Genomic DNA, 16236 nt, shown 5'->3' on the forward strand with positions numbered 1-16236 from the left:
ATTAGAGAAGTGATTACATTTTCGTCTTGGCGATTTTGTCGTGTATTTTTGGAATTTCCTGTAATGCGGCAGTGCAATACCAAGGAGTTAATTCGGCTTCGAGTAAATTGGCTTTTATCGCGGGATCAGTTGCAACAAGAGCTTTGGCTTCGTCTATGGTTTCAACATTAAAAATATAAATGCCACGATAATTTCTATCATTTTTCATAAAAGGTCCGGCAACGACCAGTTTTCCTTCTTTGGCTAGCTTTCCAATATTAGCCATATGACCTTCAAATAATTTTTTGGTTTCTTCTTTGGATGCTGTTGTATTGGTTCCAGATTTTAAAAGGCAAAAAACATATTTCTTCATTCCGTATTCGTCGGCGTGAAGTGATTTTGCTAATGCTTCATCATATTTTACTTCGGTTTCTTGAGAAAATCCGATTGTTGTAAAAAGTGAAAATGCTAGAATAAAAATGGATGTTTTCATATATTTTTTTTGTTTTAACACATAGAAACATAGTTGTAAAACGTGTTGAAGGCATTTCATTTCCATACATTCACATAGAGCTATGTGTAAAATCTAGATTTTCTAAAATATTCTTTTCTAGAAATAAAAAATCTATGTTTCTATGTGTTTAAATACGATTAAAGCAATTTCTTCAAAATCACAATCTGACCTAAATGATAGACATCATGCTGAATAATTCCGTGAAGATGTTCGTAATAACTATGACCATTATTCACGTAAATTTTCGCTAAATCAGCATCGTCAAAACTTTCAAAAAAAGCAGTCCACGAATCTTGAGATTTTGCCAATGTTTGCAGCGATTGTTCCCAAGCCACTTCAGAAGGATCTAGAACAGGAACAAAATAGTTATGGTCTGGCGTAACAATAACTTCTCCCTGCATACGCTCTAAAATGTTTCTTCTCCATTGAATCAAATGATTCACAATTTCCCAAATCGTATTCAGGTTTGGATTTATTTTTCTGTACGCTTGCTCAGCGGTTACATTTTGTAAAGTGTTAGCTAGATTAACTTCCAGCCAAGGATTTCCATTATAAATGGATTGATATAAATTTGAAATTCTAGTACTTTCTGACATAGATGGTAATTTTTTGGAATTGCTAGCTAAGATACAAATAAGTTCATTTACAACTCATCCTTAAAATTCTACAATTGGGTTATTATATATTTTTTAACAGGAATTGTTAAAATACATTTGCTTCATCAAAAACCAATAATCATGAAAACCAGAATTACTTTTATTTTATTATTGTTAAGTGCTTTTACTTTTGCCCAGAATATTATTTCAGGGAAAGTAACAGATCCAAAAGGGAAACCAGTTGTAGGAGCTAACATTTATATTGACGGAACTTATGACGGAGCGACAAGTTCTGAAACGGGAGAGTTTTCTTTTGAAACTACAGAAACTGGAAATAAATTTTTAGTGGTTAGCTTTCTAATTTTCGAAACATTCAAAACTGAAATAGATGTTACCAATTATAAAAATCAAACCATAAAACTGCGAGAAAACATGAATTCTTTAGATGCAGTTGTGATTACAGCAGGAACTTTAGAATCTGGTGATAAAGCAAGAGTGTCGGTTTTAAAACCTTTAGATATTGTTACAACAGCAGGCTCTGCAGGAAATATTGTTGCCGCTTTACAAACTTTACCTGGAACACAAAGCGTAGGTGAAGACGGACGTTTGTTTGTACGTGGAGGTGAAGCAAACGAAACGCAAACTTTTGTAGACGGAATTCGTGTAGCTCAGCCATACGGTGCAACGACTAATAATTTGCCAACAAGAAGCCGATTTTCTCCTTTCTTGTTTAGTGGAATCGCTTTTTCTACAGGAGGTTATTCTGCTGAATACGGTGAAGCATTATCAAGTGTTTTGCTTTTGAATACTCAGGACGAAGAAGATCACGAAAAAACTGATATCGGATTGATGACAGTTGGTTTGAGTTTAGGAAACACACAAAAATGGAATAAAAGTTCTTTGAGTGTCAATATGATGTATGTTAATCTGGCACCTTATCAGGCGGTTATTCCTCAAAATGTAGATTGGAACAATCCGTATCAGTCTTTAGGAGGTGAAACGGTTTACAGATATAAATTTACAAATGGGATCTTCAAATTGTACGCTTCTTTCGATTCTGAAAGATTCGATTTAAATCAGAAAAATGTCAATTTTGAAAATCCGATCAGAACGGATATGAACAATAATAACTTCTATCTGAATTCATCTTACAAAGGAAGTATTGGACCAGGATGGCAGTTAACATCAGGAATCAGTTACGGTTATAGTAAAAATAAATTGAAATATGATGTTACCGGAATTGACAGTCAGGAAAATGCAGCGCAGCTAAAACTAAAATTGTCAAAAAAAGTATCCAATCATTTTAGATTGTCTTTTGGATCTGATTATTTTATTACGAAATACAATGAAGATATTGCTAGTACTACAGCTGTCCAAAACGGTTACGATTCTAATATTTTTGCATCTTATGCTGAAGGAGATATTTCATTTTCTACCAAACTGGCTTTAAAAGTAGGTTTAAGATATTCAAATAATAGTTTGTTAAATGAAAACGAAATTGCTCCGAGAGCTTCATTAGGATATAAACTTTCAAAAAGTAGTCAATTTTCTTTCGCTTACGGAGATTTCACACAGACCCCGGTTGTAGATTATATTAAATATTCAAAATACCATCAGTTTGAAAGCGAAAAAGCAAGGCATTATATTTTGAATTATACTTTTTCAAAACCAGGACAATTGCTTAGAACAGAGTTGTATTATAAAGATTACAACAACTTGGTTCAATACGATACAAGAGATATTCAGTATAATTCAGTTTTCAATAATAACGGATCGGGTTATGCAAAAGGATTCGATTTGCTTTGGAGAGATAGTAATTTGTACAAGAACTTAGAATATTGGATTTCTTACTCTTACATCGATTCAGAGAGACAGTATAAAAACTTTCCAAGTATGGTAACACCAAGTTTTGTAGCTAATCATAATTTATCTGTTGTAACAAAATATTTCATTACAGATTGGAAATCACAAATTGGTTTTACAAACAGTTTCAGTTCAGGGCGTCCATATAATGATCCAAATCAGACGCAGTTTATGAATGGAAAAACAAAATCATACAATAGTTTGAGTTTTAACTGGGCCTATTTACTAACCACACAAAAAATCCTTTATTTCTCTGTTTCGAACATTTTAGGAACAAAAAATGTTTTCGGATACGATTATGCCAGAAACCCAGATCCAAGTGGAGTGTATCAAAGACAAGCCGTAGTCCCAACTGCAGACAGATTTTTCTTCGTAGGTTTCTTCTGGACGATCAGTCAGAATAAAAATGAGAATCAGTTGAAGAATCTTTAAAAAAAGGAGCAAAGTGGCAAAGGCACAAAGGGACAAAGGCTGTCTGAAATTCGCAAAGAAACCTTTGTCACTTTGTCCCTCTGAACCTTTGTCTCTTTAAAAAAAACAATTCATCATCAAAAATCAACAACTCAGTATCATTTAATTTTAAAAGACTAAAAACCAATATACTTTTGAAGTATAAATTAGAAGAGACAAAGATAGAAAGTGACAAAGGTTCAAAGTTTAATAATTAGAAAATCAAATCTTTATCACTTTGTCTCTCTGAATCTTTGAGCCTTAAAAAAAAAGAGTTTCAATCAAAATCAAAAAACTTAGAACCTTAGAATCTCAGAACCTTAGTAACTTAAAAAAAGAAATCATGACCAAAATTATTACCATAACTATTTTATTTATCTGTAGCTTAATGTCTGCTCAAAATGTGAAATTAACTGTTGCTGTTTCAGGTGTAAAAAACAACACAGGAGTTGTCAAAGTTGGATTATATAATTCTGACGGAACGTTTCTTAAAACAACTTACAAAAGCCTTGCTTCTGAAATTAAAAATAACAAAGCAGTGGTAACATTGGAAAATCTTCCTGCTGGTGAATATGCGATTTCAACCTATCACGATGAAAACAACAACGGAAAATTGGACAGAAATGCTATGGGAATTCCATCAGAAGATTATGCGGCTTCAAACAATGCAAAGGGATTTATGGGACCGCCTTCGTATAAAGATGCTAAATTTGATGTCAGCAAAGATTCTAAAATTGAAATTGTATTCTAAAATAACTAATCCTATAAACAAAACCATTAAATAAGTTATAAAATGAAAAAGATCATCACATTAATCGCACTATTTGTTGTAGTAATAGCTTCAGCTCAAACACAATTTGAACAAGGAATGACGAAAGCTTTCGGACTTTGGAAAGAAGGAAAAAATACAGAAGCTTCTCAATTATTTGAACGAATTGCAGCAGCAGAGAAAAACAGTTATTTGCCAAATTATTATATTGCTTTGATTAACACTACGGCAGTATTTACAGAAAAAGACAAAACAAAAATCGATTTGTTATTGACAAAAGCACAAGATGCTTTAGATGTAGAATTGATAAAAGACCAAACCAATTCCGAATTGTATGTAATGCAGGCTTTAATTTATACAGGTTATGTTGTAGCAGATCCAATGACAAACGGAATGAAATATTCTGGAAAAGTAATGGAAGCTTATGCAAAAGCAAAAGCATTAGATCCGAACAATCCGAGAGCGGTTTTTGGCGAAGCAGATTATCAATTAGGAGGTGCAAAATGGACAGGAGTTGACACAAAACCTTTGTGCGCGCAAGTTGATAAATCTATTGAACTTTTTAATAATTTTAAACCAGCAACACCTTTTTCTCCAAAATGGGGATTAGAGAGAGCTTTGGAAATCCAAAAAACTTGTAAATAATAAAACAATATTAAACAGTTTATAATGAAAGAAAGAACATTTACCGATCTAAAAAGTGGAACAATAGTTTGTCTAAAGATTTCAATGGTCTTTGCTATAATATTTTCAGCTTCTTTAGGAGATGACTTAAATGTTAGGAATGTTCTTTTAACCTTTTTTATAAGCTGTCTCTATTCCTTCGGATTAGGCTTTGGTAACGGTTTTCTAAATGTGCTGTTAGATAGAAAATGGGATTGGCTGGAGCAAACAAATCTTAGAGTTTATTACGGAATTTTAGTAACCGTTTTATACACAGTTCCTGTCGTTTTAGCCATCAACTATTTCATTTTTGTGGTTTTGCAGGATGTAACTTTAGAGGTGTTTTTTGGAGCAAGAATGATTTGGGTTCACCTTTTTTATGTCATTTTATCTCTTGGAGTTTCGACTTTCATGCAAGCCAGAAGTTTCATGGTTAAATGGAAAAAGGCTTCGAAATTTGAAATCACACAGCAAAAAATTATTGCAGGAACGGCAAGTGCAAAATTTGAAAGCTTAAAAAATCAGATTGATCCGCATTTCTTGTTTAATAGTTTGAATGTTTTAAGTTCTTTGATTGAAGAGAATCCGGATAATGCGCAACGTTTTACGACTTCTTTGTCTAAAGTTTATCGATATGTTTTAGAACAAAAAGACAAAGAATTGGTTTCTGTTGAAGATGAATTGTCATTCGCAAAAACCTACATGAATCTGCTGAAAATGCGTTTCGAAAATAGTTTGTTTTACGAATTACCAAGTGATAACATCAATCCAGAAGCGAAAGTGGTGCCGCTTTCCTTGCAACTTTTGTTAGAGAATACAGTAAAACACAATATTGTAAGCGAGCAAAAACCGCTACACATTAGAATATTTATTGACGGAGATTATTTAGCCATTCAAAATGATCTTCAGAAGAAAGAAGTTTTGCAGGACAGACAAGGTGTTGGATTGCAGAATATTGTAAATCGATATGGAATTATAACCGACCGAAAAGTGCAGATTGAACAAGATGAAAAGAATTTTACGGTGAAGATTCCAATTTTAACGAAACAAATTGCGGTTATGGAAATGAGTACAGAATATACCGACGAAGCAAAAGCCTATTATAGAGCTAAAAAAAGAGTACAAGAATTAAAAGGTTTTTATGGAAATGTGATTTCATATTGTTGTGTGATTCCGTTTCTGGTTTTTATTAATCTAAGATTCTCACCAGGATTTCAATGGTTTTGGTTTTCTGCTTTAGGTTGGGGATTTGGAGTCGCTATGCATGCTTTTAAAGTTTTCGGTTACAGTTCAGATTGGGAAGAACGAAAAATTCGAGAAATTTTAGAAAGAGATAATAAACAAAAAACATGGAAATAATGACTGAAAAAGATTTTACTGAAGCGGATCGTTATTATGATGCTCAGAAAAAAGTAAAAGAATTAAGAGGATTTTACGAGCATCTTACCGTTTATGTTTTGTGTAATCCGATTGTAATTGTGGTTAATTATATGGTTTCTCCAGAATATCTCTGGTGGATTTGGTCGGTGATGGGATGGGGAATAGCGATAGTTTTACATGGATTAAAAGCTTTTGAATTTCCACCTTTTTTTAATAAAAAATGGGAAGCCAAAAAAATCCAGGAACTTTTAGAAAAAGAAGATAAACGCAGATTTGAAAGCAATGAAGACAAATTTGAGTAACGATCAGGAGCAAGCTATTCTGAAAGAATTAGCAAGCAAAAAAGTACATCAGCTGAAATCATTTTATAATCATTTAGTGGTTTATGCGATTGTCATGATTGTATTTCTTTTGAAAGAATATACCAATCTGCCACTTCATTTTATTCCAATAAAATATATCAATTGGGTGGTGATGATTATTTGGTCGGCTGTAATATTGGGTTCAGCAATTGATTTGTTTACCTCTTATAAAATTTTTGGACAACAATGGGAACAGCGTAAAATGAGAAGCATCTTAGAAAAAAAATATAAAAAACAAAAATGGGAATAATCATGGAAAGGAAGTTAAGCGAAGAGGAAAGATATATCGAGGCTAAAAAGAAAGTCGAAAATATTAAAGGTTTTTATGGGAATTTGGTTTCTTACGTATTAGTAAATGCTATTTTGATTTTCATTAATTTATATACTTCACCACAGTATTTATGGTTTTTCTGGCCATTATTATGGTGGGGAGTTGGAGTAGTTTTTCACGGATTAAAAGTTTTTGAAGTTTTTCCGGGAATGGGCAAAGAGTGGGAAGAAAGAAAGATCCAGGAATTTATGGAGAAGGAAAAAGAGAATAAAAATAAGTGGAAATAATTTTATAAAAGATATTATGGGACGTTTTAGAAGAAATATGTACGAGGAATACACGAGCCAGCATTCAGGTGAATATAGCAATGACGAAAGTTACAACGCAGCATACAAAAAAGTAAAAAAAATAAAGGGTTTTTACTCGCATTTGAAAGTGTACATTATCGTAAATTTGATCATTATTGTATCGAGTTTAACTAGAGATAATTTACACGGAGGAGTTGATTTTAGCGGTTTGTCTCAATGGCATACGTATTCGACTGCATTCTTTTGGGGAATTGGTTTAGTAGCACACGGATTGTCTGTTTTTGGATCGGATTTGTTTTTTAGTTCAGATTGGGAACAAAGAAAAATTCAAAAATATATGGACAAAGAGAATTCAAACAAAAATAAATGGGAATAACTTTAAACTAATATTTTTTCAAATATCATAATTTAATAAATGGTCACTTTAATTATAGAAGACGAAAAACCAGCAGCGAGATTACTGCAAAGAAAACTTGAAAAGTTGGATGTAAAGGTAGAAACCATGCTTCATTCTGTTGAAGAATCTATCGAATGGTTTGAGAATAATTCGCATCCCGATTTAATTTTTCTAGATATTCAATTGTCTGATGGGCTTTCATTTGAAATTTTTGAAAAAATTGATATTAAAAGTGCTATCATTTTTACAACGGCTTATGATGAATATGCATTAAAAGCTTTTAAATTGAATAGCATTGATTATCTTTTAAAACCAATTGACGAAGATGATCTGGAAACTGCTGTTTCTAAATATAAATCGAGAATTCCTCAATCAACAGGAGGAAATTCTAACTTGCAATTGGATTTTGAACAAATTCGCCAAATGCTTTCCAATCCATTTGAGAAAACCTATAAAAAGCGATTTACGGTTAAAATAGGACAACATTTAAAAGTTATTACAACTGAAGAAATCGAATGTTTTTTTAGTGAAAACAAAGGAACTTATATTCATACTTACGAGAATCGTGATTATTTAATCGATTCTACTTTGGAGATTTTAGAACAAGAATTAGACAAGAAGGATTTCTTTCGCGTAAGCAGAAAATTTATTGTGCCATTAAAAGCAATTAAAGAAATTCAGGTATATACCAATTCCCGTTTAAAAGTGATTTTACCAAGTTACAAAGAAGATGAGGTTATTGTAAGCCGCGAAAAAGTGCAGGATTTTAAGACATGGTTGGGATAATTTTTTGTTAGAAGAAAGAAAAAAGATGTGAGAAGAAAGAGTTTTATGTAAAATATAATAATAAAAAAAGGGACGAAAAATTTTCGCCCCTTTTTTGTATCTAAAATCTATTGATTATTTACTCAAACGATGCAAAGTAAATGTCATCGCACTCAAAAGGAAAAATGCCATAATTTGGTGAATTAATCCTAAAGCCAAAGGTACGCTGTATAATAAAGTGAAAACGCCAAGTAAAAATTGAATGAAAACAAAAATAACTAATAAGTTAATTCCATTCGCCTGAGTTTTAGTAAGCGTATATTTTTTGCTTTTGAAGAAAAGGAAAAGAATAATCGCAACTACTACATAAGCAAAAGTTCTGTGTACAAACTGAACCCCACTTTTTCCTTCAATTAAATTTTTGATTAAAGAAGACTGCTCAATAAAAACCGATTCGTGAATAAATTCTCCGTCGCTCATTAAAGGCCAGTGATTGTGAATTAATCCTGCATTTAAACCAGCTACAAATCCGCCGTAAATAATCTGGATTAATAAAGCAACTAAAGCAAAACGAGCAATTTTACGAAGTGGTAAAATCTTATTGATATTTCTTTCGGGATAAATTAAATCCAATGCCACCCAAAGTGTATAGGCAAAAGTGATAAAGGCAAAAGTTAAGTGTAGTGAAAGTCTAAAATGGCTCACATCTGGATTATCAATTAAACCGCTTCTTACCATAAACCATCCTAAGAATCCCTGGAAACCTCCCATTGCCAAAAGCACGATACATTTTTTGATCGTGTCTGTATCTAATTTCTTTTTAGCTAAAAAGTAAACAAAGGGTACAAAGAAAACCAAACCAATAATACGACCGATAAAACGGTGGAACCATTCCCAGAAGTAAATGAATTTATAATCTGCTAATTGAAAATCGTTGTGGATATTGATTTTCTGATATTCTGGAAATTTTTTGTATTCGTCAAAAGCAGCTTGCCATTTGGCTTCTGTTAAAGGTGGAAACGTATCGGTTACCAAATGCCAGTCGGTCATAGATAAACCTGAATTAGTTAAACGTGTGATGCCGCCCACGACAACCATTAAAAATAATAAAACACAACCTGATAGTAACCAAATGATTACTGATTTATTCTCTTTTTTCATTCTTTTCCGATTAATTCGATTTCGTTTTTGTTTTTTGTTTTGGAAATTCTTTTTAAATAGAATTTAGCAAAATAATAGTTTGTTATAATATTTAAAGTAAATGCTATAATTGATTTAATAATTCGACTAGCATAACCATGATTGATTTCAATTTTGAAAGTATTTATCAATAAATTTTGTTCAAATGCATAAGTTAAAATGCCAGAAACAAAAATTGAAACAATGCAGAAAAAGAAAAATATAAGAATATATTTAAAACGCTTCTGATTGTTTTTGAGTCTTTTAAAAAAAAGAATATTTGATAAAACTATTATAATTACGATAGTCAGTAATAAAATAAAGCCGATAGTATCCATTACTTCTTAAGCGTTAGATTTAATTTCTCAGCTCTCTTAATCACAAAATCATAAGCCGCTTGATATTCATTTGGAATATCTCCTTCTAAAATAGCTTCTTTTACCGCTTCTTTTAAAATTCCGATTTCGCGCGAAGGTTTCAAATCAAACATTTCCATAATTTCTTCTCCAGTAATTGGAGGTTGGAAATTACGAACGTGATCTCGTTCTTCAACTTCAACAATTTTCTTGCGGACAACTTCGAAGTTTTTATGATACTTTTTGAATTTCGCAGGATTTTTGGTTGTGATGTCGGCTTCACATAAAGTCATTAAATCTTCTACATCTTCACCCGCATCAAAAACCAAACGACGAACTGCACTATCAGTCACAATATCCTGAGCCAAAACAATCGGACGCGAACTCATGATAACCATTTTCTGAACAAACTTCATTTTATGGTTCAAAGGCATGTGTAGACGTTCGAAGATTTTCTTAGCCATTTTTCCGCCAAGAAATTCATGACCGTGAAAAGTCCATCCTTGTTTTTTAGTGAAACGTTTGGTTGGCGCTTTTCCAATATCATGCAATAATGCCGACCAACGCAACCAAACATCATCTGTATTTGGACAAATATTATCGACAACTTCCAACGTATGGTAAAAGTTATTTTTATGCGTATGGCCTTCAATTTCTTCAACCTGATTCAAAGCGGTTAATTCAGGTAAAATAATATCCAAAAGTCCTGTTTTGTATAAAAGTAAAAATCCTATTGAAGGTTTTGGTGTAGAAAGGATTTTGTTTAATTCGTCAACGATTCTTTCGCCAGAAATAATTTTAATACGATCAGCATTTTTTGTGATGGCATTCAATGAATTTTCTTCAATCTCAAAATTCAATTGAGTCGCAAAACGAATTGCACGAAGCATTCTCAATGGGTCATCAGAATAGGTAATATCTGGATCCAAAGGCGTTTTGATTGTTTTAGTTTCTAAATCTGTTAAGCCATTAAAAGGATCTAAAAGATCTCCGAAATTATTTTGGTTTAAAGACAAGGCAAAAGCATTGATCGTAAAATCACGACGATTTTGATCGTCTTGCAAAGTTCCGTTTTCTACAATCGGATTTCGGCTATCACGGCTATAAGATTCTTTTCTTGCGCCTACGAATTCAATATCTGTATCTTCAAAGCGAAGCATTGCAGTTCCATAACTTTTGAAAACCTGAACTTTCGGTTTGTTTGGAAGTAAATCAGAAACTTTAAGCGCTAATTCAATGCCGCTTCCAACTGCTACAACGTCGATATCTTTTTTCGAACCTCGATTTAAAAGCAAATCACGAACAAATCCGCCGATCACATACGAGTCAACGTTCAATTCCTGAGAAGCTTTCGAAATGATATCGAAGATTTTGTTTTTTAAAGCAGATTTATAGTTTGTTTGTATAGCCACGAATTCACTAATTTTTATAAAATAATACGTTTATGTTCAAGTGAGGTAGAATTAAAGTTTGCTAAAATTGCTAACTTATTTTTGGAAACTTTTAGATAATTAAGACATTGTGAGATGTATTTTGGATGCAAAAAATCACTTGATTTTATTTCAAGTATGATTTGATCAAACAAAACAAAATCAGCATAAAACTTATGATCTAATATAATGTCTTTATAGTTTACCAAATATTCTTTTTCTCTTTCAAATGGAATATTGGCTTTCTTGAACTCATATTCTAAAGCATCTTTATATACAATTTCAGAAAAACCTCCACCTAAATTTCTATGAACATCAAATAAAATTCCCATTATCTGATAGCTTTCCTGCTGATACAATATTTTTGTCATGATCTAAATTTTTTCCGCCACGAATTCACGAATTTTTCTAATTAATTTTAAAAAGTTAATTCGTGAATCTGTGGCTATTATTTAGAATACAACTTTCAATTTTGTATTGAAAATGTTTTTGGAATTTTATGGTTGCAAATTTACAACATACAAAATGCCTTTTATAATCTATCGTTGACTTTTTTGAATAAATTCACAATTTTTCAATTGAATTTTATGAAAATAAAAAACAGGGGAGGGGGAACTATACGGATTAATCTAAATTTTCCGCCACGAATTCACGAATTAATTTTAATCATTTCGAATAAATTCGTGCGATGAATTACACGAATTCATCCGAAATTATACTCAAAGATTTTAAAAAATAAATTTGTGATTTTTGCCGTGATCTAAATTTTCCGCCACTAATTCACGAATTAATTTTAATTATTTCGAATAAATTTGTGCGATGAATTACACGAATTCATTCGAAACTAAACTCAAAGATTGTAAAAAAAAAATTCGTGAATTAGTGGCGAAAAAAAAATATACACACATAGAACAAATCAATTATGATAATCTGTTTTTAGAATTTCAATTTGTATTTTTGGATCATAGAAAAACGTACAAATGAAAATTGTTATATCTCCAGCGAAATCATTGAATTTCGAAAAAGAATTACCAACATCTCAATATACAGAACCTTCATTCTTAAAAGAAGCGAGAGTGGTTCATAAAGTAGTAAAACAAAAAAAGCCAGCTGAATTGTCAGAATTAATGTCTATTTCAGACAAATTAGCCGATTTAAACTGGAAAAGAAATCAGGATTGGAAAACACCTTTTACACCAGAAAATGCGCGTCCGGCAGTTTATACTTTCGATGGTGATGTTTATACAGGTTTAGATGCTTATTCAATTCCGTTGGATAAATTAGATGTTTTACAAGATAAACTTCGAATTTTATCAGGTCTTTATGGACTTTTAAAACCTTTAGATTTAATGCAGGCATACCGTTTAGAAATGGGAACTAAAATGCCGGTTGCAGAATCTAAAAACCTTCATGAATTCTGGAAACCAACTGTAACAAAAGCTTTAAACAAAGAATTAAAAAAAGACGAATTATTCGTGAATTTAGCGAGTAATGAATATTTCTCTGCTGTTGATGTGAAAGCTTTGAAAGTTCCAGTAATTACTCCAGATTTTAAAGATTACAAAGATGGAAAACTAAAAATGATCAGTTTCTTTGCTAAAAAGGCGAGAGGTATGATGGTTCGTTATATTATCGATACCAATGCGGAAACTATAGAGGATTTAAAAGGTTTTGACTACGAAGGATATAAGTTTGATGCCAATCTTTCGAAAGGGAATCATTTGGTTTTTACGAGATAGGTTTTTGAGTTTTCTAAATTTTTAAATTTTCAATGAAATTATATTTTATCTTTTTTATTAATATCCTTTTTGTTTCCAATTTATTTAGTCAAAGCAATGTTGAAGGCTTAACCATTAAATTTAAAAAAATATCAGAAGATTACATTATTCCTGGGCAGGCAAATGGTCCTCTTGGAGCTTCATTGATTGAGGCACGGGAAGGAATGAAATTTGTAAAACTTAAAGTAACTCTGAAAAATGAGGGAACCAAAAATTGTGTTTTCAATTTTGAGGATGTTTATATTTCGACTGAACAAGATAGTTTATATCGATTTCATAGTTTTCAAGGATATTTTGTAAGCGCTGCGACAAAAATTAAACCTCAAAAAGAAATAGATCGTATCTTATTATTTGAGTTTGATGATAAGATGACACCCAAAGAGTTATTTATAGAAGATAAAAGATACAGGATTATTCAAGAGAAAAAATAAAACAAATAAAAAGCCGAGTTACAGGAAAGTAAACTCGGCTTTTTCGTATTATAAATAATTATTAAAATATTAATGCATCGCATCTGCGGGATTAACCTTGTTTTTTCCTTTTTTAATGAAAAGGATAATCGGAATACAGCATAAAAACATAATTCCAAGATACAGGAAGATATCCATATAAGCCATTACAGTACTTTGTTTCATGACTGACATTTCGATTGCCTGATACGCTTTTTTCAAAGCTACATCGGCGCTATATCCTTTTGCCATAAAAGCGTGTTGCATTCCTGCAATTCGTTGCTGCACTTCGAATTTTGCTGGATCTAAATTGTTAATTAAATCCACTCGATGTGACTGACTGAAACGTGTGATGAAAGTGGTAATAATTGCAATACCAAAAGAACCACCTAACTGACGCATCATTCCGGTAAATGCTGCTCCTTCACCAATTTGTTTTCCTTTTAAAGTAGAAAGAGAAAGAGTCGTGATAGGAACGAAAAGTAATCCTAAACCAATTCCTCTTAAAATTAAAGGCCAATACATATGTTCAACACCAGTGTCTGGTGTCATTCGGCTGTACATCATAAAAGTAAAGAAGAAGAAAATTAAAAATCCTACTCCAACCATATAACCCTGAGGTACACCTTTCTGAATCATATTACCCACAAACGGCATCATAAAGGCTGTTGTGATAGATCCCGGAATTAATAATAAACCGGCATCAGTTGCTGTCCATCCTAAAATTGACTGCGTATAAATTGGGATAATCAATGTTGATCCGTATAAACCAAAACCAAGAATAAAACACATTATGGTTCCAATTCTTAAATTTCCATCTTTTAAAACACTTAAATTTACGATTGGATGTTTATAAGTAAGCTCTCTCCAGATAAATAAAACCAATCCAAGAACGGTCACAACACTTAATGTTACAATTAGCGAATCATTAAACCAGTCGTCCTGCTGTCCATGTTCTAATACGAATTGTAAAGATCCAATAAAAGTACTTAATAAGATAATTCCCCACCAGTCAACCTGATTGGCTTTTAGTTTCTCTCCATATTTTGGACTTCTAACAAAAGTTAATGCCAAAATAGTAGCAATAATCCCTAAAGGAATATTGATATAGAAAATATAAGGCCAAGAATAGTTATCTACTAAATAACCTCCCAAAGGCGGACCAAGAGTTGGACCAACAATTACACCCATTCCGTAAATAGCCTGTGCCATTCCACGTTTTGCCACGGGATAACTTTCTGTAATAATCGTTTGGGCTGTTACAAGTAACGCTCCACCACCCATACCTTGTACGAATCGGAAGGCTACAAGTTCCCAAATATTAGTGGCGTTACCACACAAAAAAGAGCAGACTGTAAATATTATAATGGAAGCCACAAAATAATTACGTCTTCCAAATTGCTGTGATAGCCAGCTCGTCATCGGAATTACAATAACATTCGCAATTGCGTATGCTGTAATTACCCATGCCACATCGGTCAAGGTAGCTCCAAGACTTCCGCGCATGTCTGTCAGCGCTACGTTTACAATCGTCGTATCTACAATTTCCAACAGTGCACAAAGCACTGCTGTAATCGTAATGATAACACGTCTGAAACCGTATTCTACTAAATCGTCGTCTTGTACTGCTGCTGCCATTTATATTATTTCAAATGTACATCAACGTCAACGTTCATACCTGGTCTTAAAAGTTTTACTTTTTCAGGATCGTTTGATTGGTCGATACTAATTTTTACTGGTAATCTCTGAATTGTTTTTACGAAGTTTCCTGTTGCATTATCAGGAGGTAATAATGAAAAACGAGATCCTGTAGCAGGTGAAAATGAAGTTACAGTTCCTTTAAACTCATAGTTTGGGTAAGCATCTACTTTTAGACTTACTTTTTGTCCTATCACCATTTTGTTTAACTGTGTTTCTTTAAAGTTAGCTACAACCCAAGCTTCACTATTGTTGATGATGTAGAATAAAGATTGTCCTGGCTGAACTAATTGTCCTGGCTGAATATCAACTTTAGAAACCTGACCATCAATTGCAGCTGTAACTACTGTGTAGCTTAAGTTTAAATGTGCAACGTCAAGCATTGTTTTTGCTTTTTTGATGTTTGCAGCAGCAACTTCTGTTTGTTTGTCAGAAACTTTAGATTTTGACTGAATAACTGATTTTTGGTAAGAAGTAGCTTTTTGTTGTTGTTCTAAAACACGTACTTGGTTTTCTGCCTCATCTTTTGCTGCCTGAGCCTGCTCGAATTGTTGCTTTGTAATAGTATGTGTTTTGTACAAGTTGTTGTAACGGTTAAAATCGTTTGTAAGCTGTCTCAATCTAATTCTTGCGCTTTCGATAGAACCGCTTGCAGATCTCATTTGAGCATCTGAAACAGAAATACTTGCATAAGCACTTCCGATATCAGCTTTTGCAGCTTCAAACTGACCTTCAGCTCCTAATAAAGCAGCATTTGCTTCATCAATTTTTAATTGGTAATCTCTTTTATCGATAGTAAACAGAGTATCTCCTTTTTTTACATAATCATTATCTTTCACAAAAACTTTGCTGATATATCCTGAAACTCTCGGAATAATCGGATTCATTCTTTTCTCAATTTGAGCATCATCCGTTTCTTCGTGTGCTTGAGCGTGTAAGTATTTAGATATTCCGTAAGTTCCTCCCCCTAAAACCAAAACGGCTAGTATGATGATGAATTTTTTATTTGTCTTTTTCTTTTCCATGAGA

18 protein-coding genes are annotated in these 16236 nt (G+C 32.5%); 11 read left to right on the forward strand and 7 right to left on the reverse strand.

The genetic code is table 11. From position 1 onward, the window contains the following. Window positions 1–13: 13 nt before the first annotated feature. Window positions 14–472 (reverse strand): YciI family protein, encoded by a 459-nt coding sequence (locus NQQ59_RS15815; RefSeq protein ID WP_144218499.1) that lies wholly within the window; start codon window positions 470–472, stop codon window positions 14–16. Between the two features lie 158 nt (window positions 473–630). Next, the gene (locus NQQ59_RS15820) at window positions 631–1089 is read right to left on the reverse strand and encodes a DinB family protein (RefSeq protein WP_144218501.1); all 459 of its coding nucleotides are present in this window, start codon (window positions 1087–1089) and stop codon (window positions 631–633) included. Between the two features lie 141 nt (window positions 1090–1230). Here NQQ59_RS15820 and NQQ59_RS15825 point away from each other — a divergent pair, with 141 nt between their 5' ends. From NQQ59_RS15825 to NQQ59_RS15865, 9 genes are all read left to right on the forward strand, one after another. Beyond that, window positions 1231–3384, forward strand: a complete 2154-nt coding sequence (locus tag NQQ59_RS15825; RefSeq protein WP_144218503.1) for a TonB-dependent receptor — start codon at window positions 1231–1233, stop codon at window positions 3382–3384. A 361-nt stretch (window positions 3385–3745) separates the two neighbouring features. Beyond that, window positions 3746–4153 (forward strand): DUF2141 domain-containing protein, encoded by a 408-nt coding sequence (locus NQQ59_RS15830; RefSeq protein WP_186296630.1) that lies wholly within the window; start codon window positions 3746–3748, stop codon window positions 4151–4153. Window positions 4154–4195: 42 nt separating this feature from the next. Then, entirely contained in the window at window positions 4196–4816 is a 621-nt protein-coding gene (locus tag NQQ59_RS15835; protein ID WP_144218505.1) for a hypothetical protein, read from the forward strand. A gap of 24 nt (window positions 4817–4840) precedes the next feature. Next, on the forward strand, window positions 4841–6193 hold the full coding sequence (locus tag NQQ59_RS15840; RefSeq protein ID WP_144218507.1) for a 2TM domain-containing protein: 1353 nt from the start codon (window positions 4841–4843) through the stop codon (window positions 6191–6193). Beyond that, entirely contained in the window at window positions 6193–6516 is a 324-nt protein-coding gene (locus tag NQQ59_RS15845) for a 2TM domain-containing protein (protein WP_144218509.1), read from the forward strand. Before NQQ59_RS15840 ends, NQQ59_RS15845 begins: the two co-directional genes overlap by 1 nt. After that, complete coding sequence (locus NQQ59_RS15850) at window positions 6497–6826, forward strand: 2TM domain-containing protein (protein ID WP_144218511.1); 330 nt, start codon at window positions 6497–6499, stop codon at window positions 6824–6826. Before NQQ59_RS15845 ends, NQQ59_RS15850 begins: the two co-directional genes overlap by 20 nt. Continuing rightward, window positions 6817–7134: a 2TM domain-containing protein gene (locus NQQ59_RS15855; protein ID WP_144218513.1), complete on the forward strand. Its 318-nt coding sequence runs from the start codon at window positions 6817–6819 to the stop codon at window positions 7132–7134. The genes NQQ59_RS15850 and NQQ59_RS15855 overlap by 10 nt, the downstream gene beginning before the upstream one ends. A 16-nt stretch (window positions 7135–7150) precedes the next feature. Further along, complete coding sequence (locus tag NQQ59_RS15860; RefSeq protein WP_144218515.1) at window positions 7151–7531, forward strand: 2TM domain-containing protein; 381 nt, start codon at window positions 7151–7153, stop codon at window positions 7529–7531. A 39-nt stretch (window positions 7532–7570) separates the two neighbouring features. Then, window positions 7571–8338, forward strand: coding sequence for a LytR/AlgR family response regulator transcription factor (locus NQQ59_RS15865; RefSeq protein WP_144218517.1), 768 nt, complete (start codon window positions 7571–7573; stop codon window positions 8336–8338). 114 nt (window positions 8339–8452) lie between these two features. Here the strand turns inward: NQQ59_RS15865 and NQQ59_RS15870 are convergent, their stop codons facing one another. The 3 genes from NQQ59_RS15870 to NQQ59_RS15880 all read right to left on the reverse strand — a co-directional run bounded on the left by NQQ59_RS15870 (window position 8453) and on the right by NQQ59_RS15880 (window position 11653). Beyond that, on the reverse strand, window positions 8453–9478 hold the full coding sequence (locus NQQ59_RS15870; protein WP_144218519.1) for a COX15/CtaA family protein: 1026 nt from the start codon (window positions 9476–9478) through the stop codon (window positions 8453–8455). Between the two features lie 355 nt (window positions 9479–9833). Next, window positions 9834–11264, reverse strand: coding sequence for a CCA tRNA nucleotidyltransferase (locus tag NQQ59_RS15875; RefSeq protein WP_186296631.1), 1431 nt, complete (start codon window positions 11262–11264; stop codon window positions 9834–9836). A 14-nt stretch (window positions 11265–11278) separates the two neighbouring features. Beyond that, entirely contained in the window at window positions 11279–11653 is a 375-nt protein-coding gene (locus NQQ59_RS15880) for a GxxExxY protein (protein WP_144218521.1), read from the reverse strand. A gap of 609 nt (window positions 11654–12262) precedes the next feature. Between NQQ59_RS15880 and yaaA the strand changes: the two genes are divergently transcribed. Together yaaA and NQQ59_RS15890 are read left to right on the forward strand one after the other, a co-directional pair. Beyond that, window positions 12263–13021, forward strand: coding sequence for a peroxide stress protein YaaA (yaaA, locus tag NQQ59_RS15885; RefSeq protein WP_144218523.1), 759 nt, complete (start codon window positions 12263–12265; stop codon window positions 13019–13021). 32 nt (window positions 13022–13053) lie between these two features. After that, complete coding sequence (locus NQQ59_RS15890) at window positions 13054–13491, forward strand: hypothetical protein (RefSeq protein WP_144218525.1); 438 nt, start codon at window positions 13054–13056, stop codon at window positions 13489–13491. A gap of 69 nt (window positions 13492–13560) precedes the next feature. Here NQQ59_RS15890 and NQQ59_RS15895 read toward each other — a convergent pair whose 3' ends face one another. Both NQQ59_RS15895 and NQQ59_RS15900 read right to left on the reverse strand, forming a co-directional pair. Then, complete coding sequence (locus tag NQQ59_RS15895; RefSeq protein WP_144218527.1) at window positions 13561–15147, reverse strand: MDR family MFS transporter; 1587 nt, start codon at window positions 15145–15147, stop codon at window positions 13561–13563. A gap of 5 nt (window positions 15148–15152) precedes the next feature. After that, window positions 15153–16232, reverse strand: coding sequence for an HlyD family secretion protein (locus NQQ59_RS15900; protein WP_144218529.1), 1080 nt, complete (start codon window positions 16230–16232; stop codon window positions 15153–15155). Window positions 16233–16236: the final 4 nt, after the last annotated feature.

The organism is Flavobacterium panacis, assembly GCF_024649945.1.
In the GTDB taxonomy this organism is placed as follows: domain Bacteria; phylum Bacteroidota; class Bacteroidia; order Flavobacteriales; family Flavobacteriaceae; genus Flavobacterium; species Flavobacterium panacis.

What these genes read in the sequence shown, in the direction of transcription:
- NQQ59_RS15890 (WP_144218525.1), top strand. Translation starts at nt 13,054, where the DNA reads ATGAAATTATATTTTATCTTTTTTATTAATATCCTTTTTGTTTCCAAT.
- NQQ59_RS15815 (WP_144218499.1), bottom strand. Translation starts at nt 472, where the DNA reads ATGAAAACATCCATTTTTATTCTAGCATTTTCACTTTTTACAACAATC.
- NQQ59_RS15895 (WP_144218527.1), bottom strand. Translation starts at nt 15,147, where the DNA reads ATGGCAGCAGCAGTACAAGACGACGATTTAGTAGAATACGGTTTCAGA.
- NQQ59_RS15840 (WP_144218507.1), top strand. Translation starts at nt 4,841, where the DNA reads ATGAAAGAAAGAACATTTACCGATCTAAAAAGTGGAACAATAGTTTGT.
- NQQ59_RS15825 (WP_144218503.1), top strand. Translation starts at nt 1,231, where the DNA reads ATGAAAACCAGAATTACTTTTATTTTATTATTGTTAAGTGCTTTTACT.
- NQQ59_RS15900 (WP_144218529.1), bottom strand. Translation starts at nt 16,232, where the DNA reads ATGGAAAAGAAAAAGACAAATAAAAAATTCATCATCATACTAGCCGTT.
- NQQ59_RS15855 (WP_144218513.1), top strand. Translation starts at nt 6,817, where the DNA reads ATGGGAATAATCATGGAAAGGAAGTTAAGCGAAGAGGAAAGATATATC.
- NQQ59_RS15860 (WP_144218515.1), top strand. Translation starts at nt 7,151, where the DNA reads ATGGGACGTTTTAGAAGAAATATGTACGAGGAATACACGAGCCAGCAT.
- NQQ59_RS15870 (WP_144218519.1), bottom strand. Translation starts at nt 9,478, where the DNA reads ATGAAAAAAGAGAATAAATCAGTAATCATTTGGTTACTATCAGGTTGT.
- yaaA (WP_144218523.1), top strand. Translation starts at nt 12,263, where the DNA reads ATGAAAATTGTTATATCTCCAGCGAAATCATTGAATTTCGAAAAAGAA.
- NQQ59_RS15865 (WP_144218517.1), top strand. Translation starts at nt 7,571, where the DNA reads ATGGTCACTTTAATTATAGAAGACGAAAAACCAGCAGCGAGATTACTG.
- NQQ59_RS15835 (WP_144218505.1), top strand. Translation starts at nt 4,196, where the DNA reads ATGAAAAAGATCATCACATTAATCGCACTATTTGTTGTAGTAATAGCT.
- NQQ59_RS15880 (WP_144218521.1), bottom strand. Translation starts at nt 11,653, where the DNA reads ATGACAAAAATATTGTATCAGCAGGAAAGCTATCAGATAATGGGAATT.
- NQQ59_RS15820 (WP_144218501.1), bottom strand. Translation starts at nt 1,089, where the DNA reads ATGTCAGAAAGTACTAGAATTTCAAATTTATATCAATCCATTTATAAT.
- NQQ59_RS15845 (WP_144218509.1), top strand. Translation starts at nt 6,193, where the DNA reads ATGACTGAAAAAGATTTTACTGAAGCGGATCGTTATTATGATGCTCAG.
- NQQ59_RS15830 (WP_186296630.1), top strand. Translation starts at nt 3,746, where the DNA reads ATGACCAAAATTATTACCATAACTATTTTATTTATCTGTAGCTTAATG.
- NQQ59_RS15850 (WP_144218511.1), top strand. Translation starts at nt 6,497, where the DNA reads ATGAAGACAAATTTGAGTAACGATCAGGAGCAAGCTATTCTGAAAGAA.